The sequence below is a fragment of the Micromonospora sp. BQ11 genome, from assembly GCF_052068135.1.
Taxonomy (GTDB): Bacteria; Actinomycetota; Actinomycetes; order Mycobacteriales; family Micromonosporaceae; genus Micromonospora.
Map to the genome: position 1 here is coordinate 43070 of NZ_JBQHDB010000001.1, position 20510 is coordinate 63579.

Annotated in this window: 22 protein-coding genes, 1 tRNA gene and 3 pseudogenes; 15 read left to right on the forward strand and 11 right to left on the reverse strand. The window is 72.2% G+C overall.

The features are described from left to right. Nucleotides 1–83 precede the first annotated feature (83 nt). The 7 genes and pseudogenes from ACTMSW_RS00220 to ACTMSW_RS00250 form a co-directional block, all read left to right on the forward strand. Nucleotides 84–311: pseudogene (locus tag ACTMSW_RS00220) on the forward strand (IS110 family transposase); the annotation flags it as partial. A 58-nt stretch (nt 312–369) separates the two neighbouring features. Beyond that, entirely contained in the window at nt 370–546 is a 177-nt protein-coding gene (locus ACTMSW_RS00225) for a hypothetical protein (protein ID WP_441179057.1), read from the forward strand. A 427-nt stretch (nt 547–973) separates the two neighbouring features. Beyond that, nucleotides 974–1046, forward strand: a tRNA-Arg gene (locus tag ACTMSW_RS00230). A gap of 169 nt (nt 1047–1215) precedes the next feature. Beyond that, nucleotides 1216–1770 (forward strand): GNAT family N-acetyltransferase, encoded by a 555-nt coding sequence (locus tag ACTMSW_RS00235; RefSeq protein WP_441178321.1) that lies wholly within the window; start codon nt 1216–1218, stop codon nt 1768–1770. Between the two features lie 94 nt (nt 1771–1864). After that, nucleotides 1865–2086 (forward strand): annotated as a pseudogene (locus tag ACTMSW_RS00240) (DUF6817 domain-containing protein); the annotation flags it as partial. Between the two features lie 94 nt (nt 2087–2180). Then, on the forward strand, nt 2181–2399 hold the full coding sequence (locus tag ACTMSW_RS00245; protein ID WP_441179058.1) for a hypothetical protein: 219 nt from the start codon (nt 2181–2183) through the stop codon (nt 2397–2399). Nucleotides 2400–2543: 144 nt separating this feature from the next. After that, nucleotides 2544–3515: a zinc-binding dehydrogenase gene (locus tag ACTMSW_RS00250; RefSeq protein WP_441178322.1), complete on the forward strand. Its 972-nt coding sequence runs from the start codon at nt 2544–2546 to the stop codon at nt 3513–3515. Nucleotides 3516–3540: 25 nt separating this feature from the next. Here ACTMSW_RS00250 and ACTMSW_RS00255 read toward each other — a convergent pair whose 3' ends face one another. Next, entirely contained in the window at nt 3541–4197 is a 657-nt protein-coding gene (locus ACTMSW_RS00255; protein WP_441178323.1) for a class I SAM-dependent DNA methyltransferase, read from the reverse strand. A gap of 100 nt (nt 4198–4297) precedes the next feature. Beyond that, a complete protein-coding gene (locus tag ACTMSW_RS00260; protein WP_441178324.1) occupies nt 4298–5146 on the reverse strand; it encodes an SDR family oxidoreductase in 849 nt (282 codons plus the stop codon). 149 nt (nt 5147–5295) lie between these two features. Between ACTMSW_RS00260 and ACTMSW_RS00265 the strand changes: the two genes are divergently transcribed. Beyond that, on the forward strand, nt 5296–5667 hold the full coding sequence (locus tag ACTMSW_RS00265) for a winged helix-turn-helix transcriptional regulator (RefSeq protein ID WP_441178325.1): 372 nt from the start codon (nt 5296–5298) through the stop codon (nt 5665–5667). A 317-nt stretch (nt 5668–5984) separates the two neighbouring features. Here ACTMSW_RS00265 and ACTMSW_RS00270 read toward each other — a convergent pair whose 3' ends face one another. Further along, nucleotides 5985–6584, reverse strand: coding sequence for an ATP-dependent Clp protease proteolytic subunit (locus tag ACTMSW_RS00270; RefSeq protein WP_441178327.1), 600 nt, complete (start codon nt 6582–6584; stop codon nt 5985–5987). Between the two features lie 132 nt (nt 6585–6716). Continuing rightward, nucleotides 6717–7250, reverse strand: coding sequence for a helix-turn-helix domain-containing protein (locus tag ACTMSW_RS00275; protein WP_441178328.1), 534 nt, complete (start codon nt 7248–7250; stop codon nt 6717–6719). 164 nt (nt 7251–7414) lie between these two features. On the opposite strand from ACTMSW_RS00275, the gene ACTMSW_RS00280 reads away from it, so the two are divergent. Then, the gene (locus tag ACTMSW_RS00280) at nt 7415–8431 is read left to right on the forward strand and encodes a potassium channel family protein (protein WP_441178329.1); all 1017 of its coding nucleotides are present in this window, start codon (nt 7415–7417) and stop codon (nt 8429–8431) included. A 115-nt stretch (nt 8432–8546) separates the two neighbouring features. On the opposite strand, the gene ACTMSW_RS00285 is transcribed toward ACTMSW_RS00280, so the two are convergent. After that, nucleotides 8547–9041, reverse strand: coding sequence for a MarR family winged helix-turn-helix transcriptional regulator (locus ACTMSW_RS00285; RefSeq protein WP_441178330.1), 495 nt, complete (start codon nt 9039–9041; stop codon nt 8547–8549). Between the two features lie 84 nt (nt 9042–9125). Between ACTMSW_RS00285 and ACTMSW_RS00290 the strand changes: the two genes are divergently transcribed. After that, nucleotides 9126–9773 (forward strand): FMN-dependent NADH-azoreductase, encoded by a 648-nt coding sequence (locus ACTMSW_RS00290; RefSeq protein WP_441178331.1) that lies wholly within the window; start codon nt 9126–9128, stop codon nt 9771–9773. Between the two features lie 76 nt (nt 9774–9849). On the opposite strand, the gene ACTMSW_RS00295 is transcribed toward ACTMSW_RS00290, so the two are convergent. The 3 genes from ACTMSW_RS00295 to ACTMSW_RS00305 form a co-directional block, all read right to left on the reverse strand. After that, entirely contained in the window at nt 9850–10884 is a 1035-nt protein-coding gene (locus ACTMSW_RS00295; RefSeq protein WP_441178332.1) for a 2-oxoacid:ferredoxin oxidoreductase subunit beta, read from the reverse strand. Then, nucleotides 10877–12724 carry a 2-oxoacid:acceptor oxidoreductase subunit alpha gene (locus ACTMSW_RS00300; protein WP_441178333.1) on the reverse strand — a complete coding sequence of 616 codons (1848 nt, stop codon included), beginning with the start codon at nt 12722–12724 and terminating at the stop codon, nt 10877–10879. The genes ACTMSW_RS00295 and ACTMSW_RS00300 overlap by 8 nt, the downstream gene beginning before the upstream one ends. Before the next feature lie 345 nt (nt 12725–13069). Further along, the gene (locus tag ACTMSW_RS00305) at nt 13070–14476 is read right to left on the reverse strand and encodes a hypothetical protein (protein WP_441178334.1); all 1407 of its coding nucleotides are present in this window, start codon (nt 14474–14476) and stop codon (nt 13070–13072) included. A gap of 130 nt (nt 14477–14606) precedes the next feature. Between ACTMSW_RS00305 and ndhC the strand changes: the two genes are divergently transcribed. Continuing rightward, on the forward strand, nt 14607–14984 hold the full coding sequence (gene ndhC, locus ACTMSW_RS00310; protein ID WP_357037634.1) for an NADH-quinone oxidoreductase subunit A: 378 nt from the start codon (nt 14607–14609) through the stop codon (nt 14982–14984). Between the two features lie 18 nt (nt 14985–15002). Here ndhC and folP read toward each other — a convergent pair whose 3' ends face one another. Continuing rightward, complete coding sequence (gene folP / locus ACTMSW_RS00315; protein WP_441178335.1) at nt 15003–15872, reverse strand: dihydropteroate synthase; 870 nt, start codon at nt 15870–15872, stop codon at nt 15003–15005. Nucleotides 15873–16126: 254 nt separating this feature from the next. On the opposite strand from folP, the pseudogene ACTMSW_RS00320 reads away from it, so the two are divergent. The 4 genes and pseudogenes from ACTMSW_RS00320 to ACTMSW_RS00335 all read left to right on the forward strand — a co-directional run. Next, nucleotides 16127–16493: pseudogene (locus ACTMSW_RS00320) on the forward strand (DivIVA domain-containing protein); the annotation flags it as partial. 406 nt (nt 16494–16899) lie between these two features. Next, nucleotides 16900–17397 (forward strand): SRPBCC family protein, encoded by a 498-nt coding sequence (locus tag ACTMSW_RS00325; RefSeq protein WP_441178336.1) that lies wholly within the window; start codon nt 16900–16902, stop codon nt 17395–17397. Between the two features lie 69 nt (nt 17398–17466). Continuing rightward, nucleotides 17467–18048 carry a DNA-3-methyladenine glycosylase I gene (locus ACTMSW_RS00330; RefSeq protein WP_441178337.1) on the forward strand — a complete coding sequence of 194 codons (582 nt, stop codon included), beginning with the start codon at nt 17467–17469 and terminating at the stop codon, nt 18046–18048. Between the two features lie 13 nt (nt 18049–18061). Then, nucleotides 18062–18685 (forward strand): hypothetical protein, encoded by a 624-nt coding sequence (locus ACTMSW_RS00335; protein WP_441178338.1) that lies wholly within the window; start codon nt 18062–18064, stop codon nt 18683–18685. A 34-nt stretch (nt 18686–18719) separates the two neighbouring features. On the opposite strand, the gene ACTMSW_RS00340 is transcribed toward ACTMSW_RS00335, so the two are convergent. Next, nucleotides 18720–19511, reverse strand: a complete 792-nt coding sequence (locus ACTMSW_RS00340) for an enoyl-CoA hydratase-related protein (protein WP_441178339.1) — start codon at nt 19509–19511, stop codon at nt 18720–18722. 4 nt (nt 19512–19515) lie between these two features. Next, nucleotides 19516–20334, reverse strand: coding sequence for a PaaX family transcriptional regulator (locus tag ACTMSW_RS00345; RefSeq protein ID WP_441178340.1), 819 nt, complete (start codon nt 20332–20334; stop codon nt 19516–19518). Nucleotides 20335–20510 lie beyond the last annotated feature (176 nt).

Sequence of the window (20510 nt, forward strand, 5' to 3'; positions counted from 1 at the left end):
GTGCCGCTCGGTGACTCCACCCAGGCCGGTGCCGGTGCCGACGTTCGGCCCTAACCCTGGAAGGAGCACGAGGCCGTATGCCTATGTTGGCAGAGGTGGTAGATGCCGTCATCGGTATCGACACCCACCGGGACAGCCACGAGGTGGAGATCGCGGACACGCGTGGAACACCGATTGCCGCGATGCGGATCGGCAATGACAGCGCGGGTTTTGCCCAGCTACTGACTGCGGTCGCCGAGGCGGCGCCTGGGCCGCGGGTGGCGGTGTCACTCGAGGGCAGCCGTAGCTATGGCGTGGGCCTGGCGCGAGCACTGGTCGCCGCCGGACTGCTGGTGATCGAGTGCGAGCAGCCTGCTCGTAGGCAGCGCCGTGGGAGGGGCAAGTCGCTACCGGATCGACGCCCATCTGGCGGTGCTCGCCGCGCTGCGGATGGACGCCGACCGGCTCCCAGCGCCGCGTGCTGACGGTGACCGGGAAGCACTGCGCATTCTGCTCGTCGCGCGCCAGGACATCACCGCAGTCAGCACGGCGCAGACCAACCAGTAGTGCTATTTGTAGAAGTGTGCAAATCTAGCCCCTGACTACGGATCAGATGCTTCAGGAAGTCCGATTCGGATTTTGCCCGTATCGCTCCGGTCATCCCGGGCGCCGCGCTTCAATGCGCCCTGCTCGCGACCGCGTCGTGGGTGGCGAGGTCTCAACGGGGGCAGGCGTGGGGTGTGAGGTGAAGGTCCGCCGGTAGGCCCTTATTGATCTTGCTGATGTGTACGCCGTGTGCTCTCCAGCGGAAGCTACCAGGGGCCAATCCGTGCTACTCGAGGTTAACCGGGGTCAACGATCATGGTCGCTGCCGCGCCTGGTGTGGTCGGCGTGTGGTCATCGGTCGGGGCGGTTGGCCGGGTCAACGCAGGTCAACGTGGGTCACTCCCTGCCAACGCGGGTCAACCCGCAGGTCGTTACACTGACCACTCGCGCCCTCGTAGCTCAGGGGATAGAGCATCGGTTTCCTAAACCGTGTGTCGCAGGTTCGAATCCTGCCGGGGGCACCTCGATGATCAGCCAGATTGGTCTGAGCTGGAAATGCCTACATCGCCCGTCATCAGGACGGACGGACACCGGCGGGCCGGCGACGCCCCTGACCATTCCGTGCATGTTGCGGATCTTGCGAACTCGCCCGCATCCCGTCCCGCCCCGGTCCTGCGGAAGGCTTCGGTGGTGACGGAGTTCAGCATCCGGACAGCCACCTCGGCCGACACCGGCTTCCTGGTCGACATGCTCGTGGAGGCCATCAACTGGCTGCCCGAGCGCAACTGGTCCCGCGAGGAGATCCTGACCAACCCCGAGCTGGCGCACTACGTCACCGGTTGGATGCGGCCGGGGGACTTCGGCGCCGTCGCGGTGGACCTCGCTGATCAGCCGGTCGGCGCGGCCTGGTGCCGATACCTGACCGCCGCCGATCCAGGCTACGGGTACGTGAGCGACGACGTGCCGGAGCTGACCATCGGCGTGGTGGGATCCTGGCGCAACGGCGGTGTGGGCCGGGCGCTCCTGCGCGCCGTTCTGCACGTCGCACAGGATCGCGGCCTACGGGCGGTGTCGTTGAGCGTGGAGCGGGCGAACGTCGCCGCAAGGCTGTACGCCAGTGAAGGCTTCCACACGGTCCAGTCGTTCGACGACGCTGACACCATGGTCGTTGAACTCGACGGAGTTCGATCCTTCGTTCCGAGCGAGCCACCGGCCGTCGACGAGCTGCACCAGGAGAAGGGTTGAACTCCGCCGGGCGGGCGCCGGACGTATCCACGCTGTGACATATTGCCCACACCGGGGGTCAGCGGATCCGACAGCCGATACCTACAGTCGGGCCATGGGCATCGACGACGGCGCGCGGGTCTGGCTCCGCCGGCAGGGCGCTGAGCAGATCGCGCATCCCGGCGGCAACCTGTACGCCCACCTGTGCCGAGTCGGCGAACGACTCGCGGTGCTCGGCTGCGGCAGTGACGTGCAGGCCACCGGCCTCACCCACGCCGTCTACGGCACCGACGGGTTCGACCTTGCCCTGCTTGACCGGACCGATCGTGCCGTGCTGAGGGATCTCGTCGGGGCCGACGCCGAGGAGCTCGTCTATCTGTACGGGGCCTGCGCCCGTGGACACAGCTGGCGGGAGCTGGCGGAGACCGGCCATGGTATTCGACCGCTTCGTACGCCGGGTGAGAACGCCGGACGCGGCTCAACTCCGGTCGCTCGTGGACCTGAGCATCGTCAACGAACTGGACGCCATCGAGCACGATCCTGCCGTGGTGGACCGGCACGGTACCTACTTCCGGGAACTGTTCGCCTCGTGGGCCCCACTGGCCTCGAAGCAGGTCGTCCTCGATGCGCAGCGGGTCTTGGGGCCGTGACACCCGAACCGTCGGCAGGGCCACGTTCGACGGCACGCACCTCCGGTCGCGTACGGGTGCGAGCCGTCGTCGATGGCGGTGCGCGCACTGCGGACGTGACCGCGCAGTTGACCTCGACCAGGGTTGAGGTTGTCGGATGGTCGCATGCGTGCGATCCGGCTCCACGAATTCGGCCCCGCCACCAACCTGGTCCTCGACGAGCTGCCCGACCTCGCACCCGGCCCGGGCCAGGTGCGCGTCGCGGTCGCAGCCAGCGGGGTGCACCTGCTCGACACGACCCTGCGCCGGGGTGAGGCGGGCGGCCCGCTCCCGCTGCCGGAGCTGCCGACCGTTCCGGGCCGCGAGGTCGCCGGTGTCGTCGACGAGCTGGGCGCGGGCGTCGACGAGTCCTGGCGCGGCGAGCGGGTGGTGGCACACCTCGGCATGGTCCCCGGCGGGTACGCCGAGCAGGCGGTGACCGACGTCGGGACGCTGATCCGCGTACCCGGGGGTGTGAGCTTCGCCGAGGCGGTGGCCGCGGTGGGCACGGGCCGGACCGCCCTCGGCGTCGTGGAGCTGGAGCGGCCGACGCCGGACGACGTGGTCTTCGTGCCGTCGGCGGCGGGCGGCATGGGCTGGCTGCTGGTCCAGGCCGCACGGCACGCCGGCGCCACGGTGGTGGCGGCGGCGCGCGGCGCCGACCGCACCGCGAAGGTACGCGACCTCGGCGCCGACCTGGTCGTGGACTACGGGCTGCCGGACTGGCCTGACCGGGTACGTGAGCACGCCGGTGGGCTGACCCTGGTGTGGGATGGCGTGGGCGGCACCGTCGGCCGGGCCGCGCTGGAGCTGCTGCGGCCCGGTGGCCGGTTCATGATGTTCGGCTGGTCCGCGGGGGAGGCGACGGCGATCGGTACGGGCGACCTGGTCGCCCGGGGGATCACGGCCGGCTGGCTGGGGCAGCGGATGCGCGCCCTGCCCGGCGGCATCCCCGGTCTCGCCCGCCGTTCGGTCGAGCTGACCGGGCGTGGCTGGTGGCGGCCGCTGGTGACGACGTACCCCCTGGCCGACGCAGCGACCGCCCACGCCGACCTGGAAGGCCGTCGCGCACTCGGCAAGGTGGTGCTCACGACGTGACGCCGACCGACCACCGTCCGGCGACTCAGCCCGCGTCGGTGGGCTTACGGGCCAGGATGTACGCCTGCGGCGTGTGCTCGGTGTGCGTCGGGTGGACCTCCGGCTCGCGGACCAGCCGAACCCGGACCGGCAGGCCGGCCCGGGCGAGCAGATCGGCGACCGCGTCGGGGCGACGCCGGTGGAAGGTCAGCGCGACCGGGGCGCCGAGCATCGCCGCCGGACGCAACGGTTCGTCACCGACCTGGAAGGCGAGCGCAAGGTGACCGCCCGGGGCCAGTACCCGGTGGAACTCGGCGAGGACCGCCGGCAGGACGTCGTCCGGGACGTGGATCACCGAATACCAGGCCACCACCCCGCCGAGGCTGGCGTCGGGCACGTCGAGGGCGGTCATCGAGCCCCCGGTGAACCGCAGGTCCGGGTACGCGCGTCGGGCGGCGGCCACCATGCCCGGGGACAGGTCGACGCCGGAGACGTCCAGTCCCCGCCGGTGCAGGTACGCGGTGACCCGGCCCGGACCGCAGCCCACGTCCAGCACCGGTCCCCGGACGATCCGGGCGTACGCGTCGAGGACCGCGCCGTCCCACACGTTGTCCGCCAACTCCTCGCGGAACCGCTCCGCGTACGGCTCGGCGACGGCGTCGTAGGCGGCCCGGGTGTCGCGCAGGAAGTCCACGTCGGTCATGCGACAGGACGGTACCGAAGCACCGGCCGTCCCCGCAGCGCGTGTTAAGAAGGGCCCCCGCTACAACACGAGGCGTTAAGCGGGGGCCCTTCCTTTCACGTCAGAGGGCGGTTCGGATCGCCTCGGCCAGGGTGGTCGGCTTCCGGCCGATCAGCCGCTCCAGGTCGTCGCCGGCCACCTCCAGCTCTCCGGCGGCGGCGCCCCGGTCCCCGTCGGCGAGCACGGCCGCCATCGGCTCCGGCATGCCCACGCCGACCAGCACCTCGACGTACTTCTCCACCGGCAGGTCGGTGTAGGTGACGTCCTTCCCGGTCTGCCGGGACAGCTCGCCTGCCAGCTCGGCCATGGTGAACGGGGCGCCGCCCAGCTCGTACACCTTCCCGGCGTGGCCCTCGGTGGCGAGGACCGCGGCGGCGGCCTCGGCGTAGTCGGCGCGGGCGGCGGCGCTGATCCGGCCGTCCCCGGCCGCGCCGACGACGCCGTGCTCCAGGTACGTGGGGATCTGCGGCAGGTAGTTCTCGAAGTACCAGCTGTTGCGCAGGAACACGTACGGCAGGCCGGACGCGGCGATCTCCTGCTCGGTGGCCCGGTGCTCGGTGGCGAGGGTGAGGCTGGAGGTGTCGGCCTTCGGGATGCTGGTGTAGACGACCAGTCCGACGCCGGCCTCCCTGGCGGCGGCGACCACGGTGCGGGCCTGCGCGATCCGCTGACCCAGCTCGTTGCCGGAGACGAACATCAGCTTCTCCGCACCGGAGAAGGCGGCGCGCAGCGAGTCGGCGTCGTTGTAGTTGGCTTGGCGGACGGTGACTCCCCGGGCGGCGAGGTCGGCGAGGCGGCTCGTGTCCCGGCCGAGCGCCACGATCTGCTCGGCGGGTACACCCCGGTCCAGCAGCGAGGCGACGATGAGGCGGCCCAGGTGGCCGGTGGCTCCGGTGACGACGATGGACATGGCGCAACTCCCGGTGCGTGCGGTGGGGGCTGCGGCGACGCGGCCCCGGGTGGGTCTGACGACAGCTCCAACCGGAACACCGTGCCCTCACTTCCCGTTGGAGAGTAGGCACCTTGAAGTGCGTAAGGCACCTGAGGGAGAGTAAACACGTGGAACCCGACCTCTACGACCGAAAGTGCGGAAGCCGGCAGGTCCTGGACCGCATCGGTGACCGGTGGAGCGTGCTGGTCGTGCTCAGCCTGGCAGACGGCACCAAGCGCTACGGCGAGCTGTCGCAGCGCATCGACGGAGTGAGCCAGAAGATGCTCACCCAGACCCTGCGGGGTCTGGAACGGGACGGCCTCGTCACGCGCACCGCGCACGCCACCGTGCCGCCCCGGGTCGACTACGCCCTCACCGACCTGGGCCGGAGCCTGCTCGACCTGCTCTCCGGCCTGCGGTCCTGGGCGACCGACCACCTGGACGAGGTGGAGGCCGCACGTGCGCGCTACGACGCCGGCGGTGCGAGCCGGAGGATGTAACGAATTTCGGCCGGAACGCGCTGCGCCCGCAGCGTGCGCGCACTCCCACCGGTTGGGAATAGGCTCCGAAGTATCGACGGCCGGCGGAATTCCCGGCCGTCGTGTGCCGGGGGTCGGACGCGATCGAGGGGGCGCGTCCGGTTCGGGCGAGCGTCCGGGGGTCCTGGAGAGTTCGACGACCTGCCCCGACCCGTCCCGCCGGTCGGCCGCCCGGGGTCGCGGGCCGTCGGGGGGACGGGACGCGACGGCGGCCGGCGGGACCATCGCCGGCCGCCGTGGCGCGTCATCCGGCCGGCCCCGTACCGGCCACCGGTGGGTCAGCTCGGCGGCAACTGCTCGGCTCGCGTGATCACCTGGTCGATCAGGCCGTACTCGCGGGCCTGCTCCGCGGTGAACCACCGGTCCCGGTCCCAGTCCCGCTGGATCTCCTCCAACGTCCGTCCACTGTGCTGGGCGATGAGCTCCTGCATGGTGTGCTTGACGTGCAGCATGTTCTCCGCCTGGATGGTGATGTCGGCGGCCGTGCCGCCCATCCCGCCGGACGGCTGGTGCATCATGATCCGCGAGTGCGGCAGCGCGTACCGCTTGCCGGCCGCGCCCGCGCACAGCAGGAACTGCCCCATCGAGCCCGCGAACCCGAGCGTCAGGGTGGCCACGTCGTTGCGGACGTACCGCATGGTGTCGTAGACGGCCATACCCGCGCTCACCGAACCGCCGGGTGAGTTGATGTAGAGGAAGATGTCCCGGTCGGGGTCCTCGGCGGCGAGCAGCAGGATCTGCGCGCAGATCTGGTTGGCCGACGCGTCGGTCACCTCGGTGCCGAGGAAGACGATCCGTTCCTTCAGCAGCCGCTCGAAGACGTGGTCGCCGAAGGTCGGCTGGCCACTGTCCAGCATGCGTACGCCATCGCTGATCATCGTTCGCCTCCCGTGCCGGCGGGCGACACGGGACGCGCCCCGGTACCGGCCCCTTTAGCCTGCGGCGGTCGGGGCGCGCGGCCACCATGATTCTGCCGGCGGCAGATCCGCCGACGGCAGAACCGGCCGGCCTCAGACCGCGGTCGGCCGCCGTCCGCCCGCCACGCCCGCCCCGCCCACCAGCACGCCAGAGGTACGCGGACCGGCGTACCCGAGTCGGAGGGAGGTGGACGGCCGGCGGCGGGAGACGCCGGGGCGGCTCGGGCCGCCCGCCACGCCGACGCGGGCGACCGGACCGGTGCCGCCCGGACCCCGGTGCAGCAGCGGCCCGGTGCGATGACGGGTCGGTACGGTCGCCGGGCGGCGTGCGACCGGCACCCGGGCCGACTCGGCGCGGGCCAGGTCGGCGCGGGGCGCGGTCGGGATGCGCGGCTCGACGCGGCGCAGGTCGTCCCGGGCCTCTTCGAGCAGGTCGGAGAGGCGGATGCCGAGCGCCCGGCAGATCGCCGCGAGCACCTCCGAGGAGGCCTCCTTGCGGCCCCGTTCGACCTCGGACAGGTACGGCACCGACACCCCGGCGGCCGCGGCCACCTCACGCAGCGTGCGGCCCTGCCGCTGCCGCAGCCGGCGCAGCACCCCGCCGATCACTCGTCGCAGCAACGACATGCCGGCCTCGCTTCCCCGGTCGCCGGACGGACACCCCCATCATGCCCGCTGACCCCTTCTTGCGCCGCCCGCCTCCGGTGTCCGGCGGCCCCGACGTGCGGTTGGGCGCGTACGGGCTATCTTGTGGTCGTGCAGCCGACAGCGGAGTCCGGGCAGGTGCGACGGTGATCCATTTCCCGGCCCAGCGGCGGGGTCCGCTGAGTGCGCTGAGCCTGCGCCTCGCCGGCGCCCTCGGTCTCGTGCTCGCCACCGTGGCGGTGGTGTATCTCGACCGGGACGGCTACCGGGACGTCAACGAGGACGGGCTGACCCTCCTCGACTGCTTCTACTACGTCGTGGTGTCGCTCTCCACCACCGGGTACGGCGACATCACCCCGGTCAGCGAGACGGCGCGGCTGGTCAACGTCCTCTACATCACCCCGGCCCGGGTGCTCTTCCTGATCATCCTGGTCGGTACCACCCTCGAAGTCCTGACCGAGCAGTACCGGACCGGCCGACGCCTGAACCGGTGGGAGAAGTCCGTGAAGGATCACGTCATCATCTGCGGCTACGGCACCAAGGGCCGCAGCGCGGTCTCCGCGTTGCTGGAGAACGGGCTCGACAAGTCCCGGATCGTGGTGGTCGAGCGCAGCGGTCCCGCCCTGCGCGGGGCCACCTCGGCGGGGCTCGTGGCGATCGAGGGGTCGGCAACCCGCTCGGCGGTGCTCAACCAGGCGCACGTCCGGAATGCCAAGGCGGTCATCATCGCGACCGACAGCGACGACGCGTCGGTGCTGGTGGCGCTGACCGTCCGCCAGTTGACCGCCGGCCAGGTGCGGATCATCGCCGCGGCGCGGGAGGCGGAGAACGCGCCGCTGCTCAAGCAGAGCGGCGCCCACCACGTGATCGTCTCGTCGGCCACCGCGGGCCGGCTGCTGGGCCTGTCCACGTCGGCGCCGCCGCTGATCGACGTCGTGGAGGACCTGCTCACCCCCGGGCAGGGCATGGCGCTGGCGATGCGCTCGGCGGAGCGCAGCGAGGTGGGCAGGTCGCCCCGCGAGCTGGAGACCCTGGTGATCGCCCTGGTCCGCCGCGGCAAGGTGGTCAGCCTGGCCGACCGGGCCGGCGCCGTCATCGAGACCGGCGACATGCTCGTGCACGTGCGCGACGACCGCCCGTCGGCGACGACCTCGGTCGCCTGACCGATCGTCCAGGTGTCGCGGCTCGCCCGCCGGGTGGCGCTTCGCTGACCCACGCCGGGCTCCGAAGCGCCGGGCGTCCGACCCGTGCCTGTCGTCCGCGTGACTCTCCCCGGGATCAGCAGTGGCCGTCGGCGCGGGCCTCGGCCTCGGCCGCCGCTTCGGTGCAGCTGGGCGTCCCCGTCCCGGTGGCCGCGCGCCGGAGCAGCTCGTAGAGCGTCTCGCGTTCGGCGGGCTCCAGCGCGCCGAGCACCTCGTCCTCGGCGGTGGTCAGCGCGCATTCCGCCTCGGCGAGCCGTTCCGCACCGGCCGGGGTGAGCTCGACGACGTGCCGGCGGCGATCCTCGGGCGAACGTCGTCGCTCGATCAGCCGCTCCGCCTCCAGCTCATTGAGCAGGCCGACGACGTTCGTGCCGTCCATCTCCAGCGTGCCGGCGAGCGACTGCTGGCTGATGCCGCCCTCGGCCCGCAGCACGGTGAGCGCCACGAGGTGCCGGGGCCGCAGGCCGAGCGGCGCCAGCACGGACTCCGACCGCAGCCGGATCCGCCGGGCCAGGTGGTCGAGGAGCGCCCCGGAACGGTGCTCCGACTGGTCGACCGGCACGGCAGGCATGTGACCGAGTCTACCGACGCCCGCGAAGGCAGGCCTGCTATAAATGGTTTGTGCTTTACAAACTATCTATGGAGGGCTAATCAAGTGGCACATCTGTTGCACATCGATTCGAGCATCCAGGGAGAGCGCTCGGTCAGCCGACAGCTCACCGCGCGGGCCGCCGCCGCCTGGCGCGCCGCCAACCCCGGCGGAACGGTCACCTACCGGAACCTGGGTGCCGAGCCGCTGCCGCACCTCGACGAGGTCGGCGGACTTGCCCGGATGGTGCCCGCGGAGCACCACACTCCGGCCCAGCGCGAGTCCTGGGCCCTGACCGAGCGGCTGGTCCAGGAGGTGAAGCGGGCCGACACCGTTCTGCTCGGCCTGCCGCTCTACAACTTCGGTGCCCCCAGCAGCGTGAAGACCTGGGTCGACCACCTGATCGCGCCCGGCCTGGCGTACGACCCGGCGACCGGGGCCGGCCTGCTGGGCGGTCGGGAGTTCATCGTGCTGGCCAGCCGGGGCGGCGGCTACGGCGCGGGCACCCCACGCGAGGGCTGGGACCACGCCGAGCCCTGGCTGCCGCACGGCCTGTCGATGACCGGTCTCGAACCGCGTTTCATCACCGCCGAGTTGACTCTCGCCCCGGTGAATCCCGCCATGGCGGGGCTGATTCCCCTCGCCGAGGAGAGCCTGAGCGCGGCCGAGCGGGCGATCGACGGCCTCTGGACGCCGGCCTCCGCCGCCGCCTGACGGCCGCCGGAAACGCGAAGGAGTGGTCGTTCCCCCGGGGGAACGACCACTCCTTCGTGCGACTCGGGCGGAACGGTCAGACGATCGTCCAGGTGTCGCCGCTGTTGAGCAGGCCGGCGAGCTGCTGCTCGGGGGTCTCGGTGACCGTGGCCCGGGCGGTGGCCAACTGCTCCTGCACGACGCTGTCGTACGAGGGGCGGTCGACCGAGCGGAACACGCCGATCGGGGTGTTGCGCAGGTCGAGGCCGGGCAGGCGGGACAACGCGAAGGCGTACGCGGGGTCGTTGACCGTCGCGTCGTGCACGACGATGTCACCGGCCGGGGTGGAGGCGGTCTCCCGAACCTCCAGGCCGAAGCCGCCCGGCGGGTGGACGACGCAGAACTGCCCGTCGGAGCCGAACGTGATCGGCTGCCCGTGCTCCAGGCGGATCAGGTGGTCATCCCGGATGCCGGGGTCCTTGAGCTGGTCGAACGCACCGTCGTTGAAGATGTTGCAGTTCTGGTAGATCTCCACGAACGCGGAGCCCTGGTGCTCGGCCGCCGCCCGCAGCACCGACTGGAGGTGCTTACGGTCGGAGTCGATGGTGCGGGCGACGAAGGTGGCCTCCGCGCCCAGTGCCAGCGACAGCGGGTTGAACGGGGCGTCCGCCGAGCCGACCGGCGTCGACTTGGTGATCTTGCCGACCTCGGAGGTGGGCGAGTACTGCCCCTTGGTCAGGCCGTAGATCCGGTTGTTGAACAGCAGGATCTTGAGGTTGACGTTGCGGCGCAGCGCGTGGATGAGGTGGTTGCCGCCGATCGACAGCGCGTCGCCGTCACCGGTGACCACCCACACGGACAGGTCCGGGCGGGTGCTCGACAGGCCGGTCGCGATCGCCGGGGCGCGGCCGTGGATGGAGTGCATCCCGTAGGTGTTCATGTAGTACGGGAAGCGGGAGGAGCAGCCGATCCCGGAGACGAACACGATCCGCTCGCGCGGGATGTTCAGCTCCGGCATGAACTGCTGGACGGCGGCGAGGATCGCGTAGTCACCGCAGCCGGGGCACCACCGGACCTCCTGGTCGGACTTGAAGTCCTTGGCGGTGAGCTTGAGAGCGACGGGCTCAGACATTCTTCAGGACCTCTTCCAGCATCGTCTCCAGCTCGACGGCCGTGAACGGCAGGCCGCGGACCTGGTTGTAGCTGATCGCGTCGACCAGGTACCGCCCGCGGACCACCTGGGCGAGCTGGCCGAGGTTCATCTCCGGGATGACCACCCGGTCGTACGCGGCCAGCACCTGCCCGAGGTTCGCCGGCATCGGGGCGAGGTGCCGCAGGTGCGCCTGGGCGACGGAGAGCCCGCGCTGGCGCAGGCCCCGGCACGCCGCGCCGATCGGCCCGTAGGTGGACCCCCAGCCCAGGACGAGCACCCGGGCGTCGCCGTCCGGGTCCTCGACCTCGATGTCCGGGACGGGGATGGTCTCGATCCGGGCCGCCCGCGTGCGGACCATGAAGTCGTGGTTCGCCGGGTCGTACGAGATGTCGCCGGTCCGGTCGGCCTTCTCCAGGCCACCGATCCGGTGCTCCAGCCCGGGGGTGCCCGGGACGGCCCACGGCCGGGCCAGGGTCTCCGGGTCCCGCAGGTACGGCAGGAAGGTGGTGCCGTCCTCGTCGTTGGGCTTGGACGCGAACTCCACCCGCAGGTCGGGCAGGGACTCGACGTCGGGCAGCAGCCACGGCTCGGAGCCGTTGGCGACGTAGTTGTCCGACAGCAGGATCACCGGGGTGCGGTAGGTCACCGCGATCCGCGCCGCCTCCAGCGCCGCGTCGAAGCAGTCCGCCGGGGACTTCGGCGCGATGACCGCCACCGGTGCCTCGCCGTGCCGGCCGAACAGGGCCATGTTCAGGTCGGCCTGCTCGGTTTTGGTCGGCATGCCCGTGGAGGGGCCGGCCCGCTGCACGTCCACGATCACCAGGGGCAGCTCCAACGCCACCGCGAGGGAGATCGTCTCGCTCTTCAGGGCCACGCCCGGACCGCTGGTCGTGGTGATGCCCAGCGCCCCGCCGTAGGAGGCGCCCAGGGCCGCGCCGACGGCCGCGATCTCGTCCTCGGCCTGCATGGTGAGCACGTTGAACCGCTTGTGCTTGCTCAGCTCGTGCAGGATGTCCGACGCCGGCGTGATCGGGTACGCCCCGAGGAACACCGGCAGCCCGGAACGGACACCGGCGGCCACCAGGCCCAGCGACAGGGCGGCGTTGCCGGTGATGTTGCGGTAGGTGCCCGCGGGCATCCTGGCCGGCTTGACCTCGTACCGGACCGCGAAGTCCTCGGTGGTCTCGCCGAAGTTCCAGCCGGCCTTGAACGCCGCCACGTTCGCCGCCACCAGCTCGGGGCGCTTGGCGAACTTGCGCTCCAGGAAGCGCAGCGTCGACTCGTACGGCCGGGAGTACATCCACGAGAGCAGGCCCAGCGCGAACATGTTCTTCGCCCGCTCGGCGTCCTTCTTGGACACCTCCTGCGCGGCCAGGGCGCCGACCGTCATCGAGGTCAGCGCGACCGGGTGCACGGCGTACCCGGCGAGGGAGTCGTCGTCGAGGGGGCTGACCTGGTAGCCCACCTTGGCCAGGTTCCGCTTGGTGAACTCGTCGGTGTTGACGATGATGTCCGCGCCCCGCGGCAGGTCGGCCAGGTTGGCCTTCAACGCCGCCGGGTTCATCGCCACCAGGACGTTCGGTGCGTCTCCCGGGGTGAGGATGTCGTAGTCGGCGAAGTGCACCTGGAAGCTCGACACCCCGGGAAGGGTGCCGGCGGGGGCGCGGATCTCCGCCGGGAAGTTCGGCAACGTGGAGATGTCGTTGCCCAGCTGGGCCGTCTCGGAGGTGAAACGGTCGCCGGTCAGTTGCATGCCGTCGCCGGAGTCACCGGCGAACCGGATGACGACCCGGTCGAGTTGACGGATCTGCTTGGTCACGCCTGCACCTCGCTTCGCCCGGCGCGATCGCACGGGCGGCCGAATCCGATGGTGACCTCGCCTTGCCCGGCCACGTGACCTCCTTGACGCACCCTGTAACCGCACCGCCCGTGGCTGTCCGGCCCGCTGTCGTTACTCATCTCAGAGCCTACGTCGGATCGACTGGTCAACCTGCCAGGAGGTCCGCCCGCTGGGATCGCTATCAACAGGCTTTCGTCCGGTTCTGCGCCGTTCTGCCCCGCCCGCCGTAATCCAGATCACCGAACACCGCCCGCCAACTTCCCCCGCGTTAAGAAGGGCCCCCTTCACCTCACCAGGCGTTAACAGGGGGCCCTTCCTTGAACGTCATTCGCCCGGGTCGGTCATCCGTCGGCGCAGCGACGTCGTCGCGAGGGTGAGGGCAAGCACCACCAGAACGGTCGAGACCACGACGACGATGACCGCGGTGCGCTGGACCGACGACATCCCGCCGCCGTCACCCGCCGCGGCGCCGGCCGCCAGCACCCCCGTGGAGCCGGTCGGCGCGGGCTCGGACGGCGGTGGAGTGGCCAGGGCCGCCGCGGCGGTGATCCGGAAGCTCATCTGCACCTGCCGGGCCCGGCCGCTGCGCGGGTCGAGCTTGCCGACCACCGCGCCGGCCAGTGGCGCGTCGCGCTGCGCCTCCGGTGTCGCGTTCACCGGCAGCCGCACCTCGGCCGTCCGCCCCGCCGGCACCGAGCCGAGGTCACAACGCGTACGGGTGGGGTCGACCATGACGCATCCGGCCGGCGGCGTCGGCACGGTCACCCCGGCCGGCAGGACCACCTCCACCGCGCCGGCCGCGTCCACCGCGCCGGTGTTGCCCAGCCGGACGGCGAGATTGCTGGCCGCGCCGCTGATGTCGAAGGCGACCTCGTCGGCCTGCAGCTTGATCCCGGGTACCGGCGGACCGGGCGGGAAGAGGACGGCGAACCCCTCGTTGTCGCTCACCGTGCCGCCGCCGGCCGCGCTCGCGCTGACCCGCACCGAGCCGCTCAGCGGCATCTGCCGCCAGGCCTGACCGCTGACCCGGACCCGCAGGGTGGTGCTGAAGCGCGCGCCCGGCCCGCTCGTCCACGCGCCGCAGCGGTACTCCCCGCCGCCGGTCGCGGCGCAGCCCTTCGTGCCGGCGTCGGTCACGCCCGCGGGCAGGGTGTAGGCGAGGCGGATCTCCTCGGCGACGCGGCCCGTGTTGGTGACCGTGACCCGCAGGCTGGTCACCGTCGACCGCGCGTTCCAGTACGCGGGCGAGAGTGCGACGTCACCCGTGGTGACCTGGACGCCGACCGGACTGGCCGCCGGGCCGTCCGGACGCGGCGCGGCCGGCGGGGCGGGCGGTGGCGGTGGTGGTGCGGTCGTGGGCGCGGCGGTGGTGGGTGCGGTGGTGACCGGCGCGGGCGGGGGCGCCGTCGTCGTCGGCGCCGGAACGGTGGTGACGGGCGGGGGCGGTGACGTCTCCGGCACCGTGGGCGGCGGACTGGTCGGCAGTGGCCCGGTGTCCGTGGGGTCCGGGGTCGGTGTCTCGTCGCCCGGTTCCCCCGCCGGGTCGGTGCCCGTTCCGTCGGGGGGATTCACCCGGTGCGCTGCGGTGACGATCGCGCCGTTGCCGGAGCCGGCGAGCGCGAGGCCGGGCGCGGCGGCCACCGCTAGGCCGACCGCCAGGGAGAACGCCAGCATCGAGGCGGTACGCGGATGGCGTGACCGGCGGCCGGGTCGGTGGTCCAGGCGGGCCATCTGTCCTCCGTGACGATGAGTGAGGATGCAATAGTCGGTAATTGTTGCCCCAGTGCACTAGTCCTGGGCGGAAACAACTTCGTAACGTGTTCGGAGCCGGCGACCCGCCAGGACGGTAGGCTTACCGACCGTGAACGGTTACCTGGGCTCGTACGCGACGCTCGGGCTGTTGCTGCTCGCCAGCGTTCTCTTCTTTGTGACAGCGTTCTCGGCCAATCGGGTGTTACGTCCAGCCCGTCCGGCTGATCCTTTCGGCAAGCGTGCAGCGTACGAGTGCGGGCTCGACCCGGTCGGCGGGGACTGGGCCCAGATGCAGATCCGTTACTACGTGTACGCGTACCTCTACGTCTTGTTCGCGGTGGAGTCGGTGTTCCTCTTCCCGTGGGCCGTCGTCTTCGACCGGCCCGGCTTCGGGATGGTGACCGTCGTGGAGATGGCCCTCTTCGTGGCCGTGCTGGCGCTGGGCATCCTCTACGCCTGGCGGAAGAACATCCTGCGCTGGACCTGACCGGTCACCCCGGCGCGCTCAGGCGAGACCGCGGCGGGTCGCCACGGGCGGGCGGTCGCCCCGGATCGAGGCGACCATGTCCAGCACCCGGCGGGTGGGGCGGACCTGGTGGGCGCGGAACACCCGCGCGCCGAGCCAGGCCGACACGGCGGTGGCCGCCAGGGTGCCCTCCAGCCGCTCGGCGACCGGCACATCCAGCGTCTCGCCGATGAAGTCCTTGTTGGACAGGGCCACCAGCAGGGGCCAGCCGGTGCCGGACAGCTCGCCCAGACGCCGGGTGATCTCCAACGAGTGGCGCGTGTTCTTGCCGAAGTCGTGCGCCGGGTCGATCAGGATGCCGTCGGGGCGTACGCCCAGCGCGACCGCGCGCTCGGCGAGCCCGGTCACCGTCGCGACCACGTCCGCCACGACGTCGTCGAAGGCGGCGCGGTGCGGTCTCGTGCGGGGCGCGAGCCCGCCGGCGTGCGAGCAGACCAGCCCGGCGCCGGTCTCCGCCGCGACCCGGGCGAGCGCCGGGTCGGCACCCGACCACGTGTCGTTGAGCAGGTCCGCCCCCGCCGCGACGGCCTCCGACGCCACCTCGGCGCGCCAGGTGTCGATGGAGACCACCACGTCGGGGAAGGCGGCCCGGACCGCGGCGATGGTGTCGACCGTCCGGCGGATCTCCTCCGTGACGTCGACCTCGGCACCCGGCCCGGCCTTGACCCCGCCGATGTCGATGATCTCGGCGCCCTCCTGGACCGCCCGCTCCACCGCCCGCAGCGCGCTGTCCTGCGCGAAGGTCGCGCCACGATCGAAGAACGAGTCGGGGGTGCGGTTGACGATGGCCATCACCGTCAGCTCGCCGGGGCCGAACGTCCGCCCACCGAGCCGAAGCGTCCCGGCCATGCCGCCTCCCGAAGTCCACACCGTCGCCGTCCGCCGCCGTCGACCGGTCTACGACGCTAGCCCGTCACCGACGGCCCGGCTCCACGGGTCGGCGCACCCGCTCCACCCTGCGTTCCGCGGCTTCCTCCCGCAGCGGAACGCCCATGCCGGTGGCGGTGTACGGCCGCCGGTCGGGGTGGACGGGTGGGGACCGATCGACACCCCGGTGTGTGGAGGGCTCGCTCCGACCCGCTCGACGTGCCACGATCTCTGACATGGGTCAGGTTCTGCTCCTGCTGGTCGTGGCGTTGACCGTCGCGGCGGTCGTGTTCGGTGTGACGGTGCTGGTCACCGGCCGGGATCCCGGTCTGGCACCGGCCGAGCCGGACGGCCGCGCCGTACCGCTGCCGGGCGCCCGTCCGCTGCGCGAGTCCGACATCGGCGAGGTCCGTTTCGACACCGCACTGCGCGGGTACCGGATGGCCCAGGTCGACCAGGCGATGCGCCGCGCGGCCTACGACATCGGCTACAAGTCGGAGCTGATCGGCGTCCTGGAGGCGGAGGTCACCGCGTTGCGGGAGGGGCGGACGGCGGACGCCGACGCACTCCGCGCCGCCCGTGACCGTTCCGCCGGAGCCACCGCGGCGGGTACCTCGGACAGCACGTCGGACGTCGCACCGGTCGACGTCACCGGGCCGACCGGCGGCACCGAGGCGCCGTCCGCGACCGACCCCACCAAGGCGCCGTCCGCGACCGACCCCACCGACGCGCCGGCGCCGACCGACCCCACCGACGCCGCGGCGTCAACCAGTGGCACCGACGCACCGGCGTCGACCAGTGGCACCAACGCACCGGCGTCGGGCAGCGGCACCCCGCCGTCCACGACCGGCGTCCTGCACCCTGTGTCGGGCACCGACGCGGTCGGCGACGACGGCCGCGTGGCCGGACGGCCGGACCGGGACGACGACGTCCCCGCCGAGGACGGTGCCCCGGCGGACCCGGTGGACGAGACCGCGCAGCGCCGGCCGGCGGTCCGGTCGGAGTCCTTGTGACCGGGCCCCGGGGCGCGGACGACCTGGGCGAGGTCGCCCGGCGCGGCGCCGGCGAGGTCACCGCGACGGTGATCGTCGACGCGCCGGCCGAACGGGTCTTCGCGGCGCTGATCGCCTGGGAACGGCAGTCCGACTGGATCCCGTTCACCAAGGTCACGATCGTCGAGGGCGACGGCGGCGAGGGCAGCCTGATCGAGGCGGTCACCGCGATCGGGCCGGCCGTGCTCCGCGACGAGATGCGGGTCGTCCGGGTCGACGCGCCGTACGAGATCGGCGTGGTCCACTGCGGCAAGCTGCTGCGCGGGCCGGGCGTGCTGCGCTGCACCCCGCTGGAGCGGGACCGGACGCAGGTGGTCTGGCACGAGTGGTTCCACCTGCCCGGTGGTGCCGCGGGCCGGGTCGCCTGGCCGTTGCTCTGGCCCGGCTCGAAGGTCAGCCTCACGCAGGCCCTGAAGAAGTTCGGCCGGATGGTCGAGCAGGGCCGCATCCCCTGACCCGGGAAGCCGGTCAGGTGGCCGGTGCCGACGTCATGGCCTGTCGGCGGGTTGCCCTAGCGTGGGGGAGTGACTGACCTGGTGATCGGCCCCGACGGCCTGTTCCGCTGCGCCTGGGGCGCGAGCACCCCCGACTACGCCGTCTACCACGACACCGAGTGGGGGCGGCCCTTGCGCGGCGACGACGCCCTCTACGAGCGGATGACCCTGGAGGCGTTCCAGTCCGGCCTGTCCTGGCTGACCATCCTGCGCAAGCGTCCCGCGTTCCGGCTCGCCTTCGACGGGTTCCACATCGAGACGGTGGCCGCCTACACCGAGGCGGACACTGCCCGGCTGCTCGCCGACGCCGGCATCGTCCGCAACCGCGCGAAGATCGAGGCGGCGGTCGCCAACGCCCGTGCCGCCCTGGAGTTGCCCGACGGGCTCTCGGCGCTGCTCTGGTCCTTCGCGCCGCCGCCCCGGCCGGCCCACCCCGCCTCGTTCGCGGAGGTGCCCGCGCTCACCCCGGAGTCCACGGCGATGGCCAAGGCGCTCAAGAAGCGGGGCTTCCGGTTCGTGGGCCCCACCACGGCGTACGCGCTGATGCAGGCCACCGGAATGGTCGACGACCACCTTGCCGGCTGCCACGTCGTGTCGGCCGGTACGGCGTGATGGGATGGAGGGCATGAGCACCGACACCGCGCCACGCACCGACCCGATCCGTCCCGCCGGGGGTACGGGAGCCTGGGCCGTGCTGCTGCCGGCGGGGCGCTACGAGGCGGAGCGGCTCGTCCACCACGACACGGTGGAGCTGACCGGTCTGGACGGCGACGTCCGTCCCCGCCGCGGGGACGAGGTCGCGGTGCTGGCCGACGCGCCGCCCCGACTGGTGGCGCTGGGCCGGGTCGTGACCGGTGGCGGGCAGCAGCGGGAGGTCCCGGAGGACCCGGAGTCCGACCGGTTCGGCGGGACGCTGGTGGTCGCGTACACCCGTCGGGTCTTCGACGAGCCGGTGCCGGCCGACGCGCTGGCGCTCGACGGGCCGGTGACCGCCCTGGACCCGGCGGTCTTCCGTGAGCTGGCCGACCGGGTCGGTCCGCCGCCGCTCCGGCGGTCCTGGCTGGTCAGCCTCGACCTGCCGATCGAGGCCGACTCACCGGCCGAGGCGGTCCGGCTGTTCTGGGCGTACGTGCAGGAGCTGGGCCCACGCGAGCTGCCCGCCTTCGTCTCGCCGTCCGGCGACGAGCTGGCCATGCAGGCGTTCGTGCTCGGTGCCGAGGCCAACCAGGACCCGGAAGAGGACGACTGACCCACCCGCCGCGGGGCGGGTGGGGGCGGAACGGTCAGCGTCCCTCGAAGACCGGCCTCTGCTTGTTCACGAAGGCCATCGTGGCGGAGCGGTGGTCGGCGGTGCCTCCGCAGATGGACTGCGCCTGCGCCTCGGCGGCGAGCGCGTCGGCGAGGGTGCCGGCGTCGGCGATGGAGAGCTGCCGCTTGATCGCCCCGTACGCGACGGTCGGGCCGGCGGCGAGCCGGGCGGCCAGCTCCTGCGCGGTCGGCAGCACCTCCTCGTCGTCGGCCACCAGCCGGTTCAGCAGGCCGAGGTGGCAGGCCTCCTCGGCGCGTACCGGCTCGGCGAGCATCAGCAGCTCGATGGCCTTGGCGTGGCCGACCAGCCGGGGCAGCGTCCAGGAGGCGCCGGTGTCGGCGGCGAGACCCACCTTGGCGAACGCCATGAGGAAGCTGGTCGACGGCCCACCGATGCGGATGTCGGCCAGGAAGGCCAGCGAGGCGCCCGCCCCGGCGGCCATGCCCCGGACGGCGGCGACGACCGGCTTGGGCAGGTTGGCCAGCCGGGCGGCGATCGGGTTGTAGTGCGCCCGGACCGTGTCCAGCGGGTTGCCGGTCGCCGACTCGAGGGTCTGCACGTGCTCGCGCAGGTCCTGACCGGCGCTGAACGAGCCGCCCGCCCCGGCCAGCACCACCGCGCGGCACGACCGGTCGGTCTCCAGCTCGGCGAGGGTGTCCCGGAGCGCCTCCTTGAGCGCCACGTCGAGAGCGTTCATCGCGGTCGGGCGGTTCAGGGTGAGGGTGACCACGGCGTCGGTGCGGTCGACGAGCAGCGGCTCGGTCACGGTGTCAACGACCCTTCTGTCGGGCGAGGCGGTTACCGGCGTCGAGGCACGACTCGACGTACCGGTCGGCGGCCGGCCGGAGCCGGGCCGCGTGGCGGTCGAAGAAGCTGGCCGCCGCGGTGCCGGGCCAGCGTTCGGGGAGCAGCGCCGGTGGCAGTTGCGGGTCCCGGAACAGGAAGGTACGCCACGCGTGCACGAGCCGGAACCGGGCCGCGTACGCCTCCTCGTCGGGGCTGCGGGCGGTCACGCCGCCCAGCAGCGGACGCTGCTCCGCGACGAACTGCTCGTACGCCCGACCGATCTCGGCCAGGTCCCAGGCCCGGCGGACGACGCCCATCGCCCCCGGCGTGCCGGCGGCGTGGGCGGCGGTGAACCGCTCGTAGCGCACGCCCGCCTCGTCGAGCAGCAGGTCGACGTCCTCACCGGGCCGCGTGGCGACCCAGGTGCACTCGTCCAACGTGCCGTAGCCGAGGAAGGTCAGATTCGCGGCGAGCCGCTGACGCTCCCGGCGGGAGGTGGGCGCCTCCAGGACGAGCAGGTCGAACCGGCCGTCCCAGGTGATCCGGCCGGTGCGGTAGATCCGGGCGGCCGCCTCGTCGAGCCGACGCGCCGCTTTCGGCGTGATCGAATATCCCGGTCCCGAGCTGAGCCGGAGCGGTTCGAGCCACCCCTGGCGCACCATCCGGGACACCGCCGTACGCACCGCCGGCGGGGCGACGCCCAGCGGTGCGAGCAACTTGACCAGGGCAGAGACCGGTGCACGGCCACCCCTTGGTCGAAGGTAGTCGCCGTACAGGTCGAAGAGTGCCGACCGTGCCTGCATGACCGCACATTGTGACAGGCCTTCTCAAGATAAGCTAGATGCTGTTACATCAATGCTGCCTCGGTTTGGGTCCGACGGTGTTCATCAGGGAAAATCGTTGGTCGACACCCCCGCACCGGTTGCGGGTGGTCATGGCGAAGTGGCTGTGGGGCAACCCACCGACCCTGGTTCAGGTC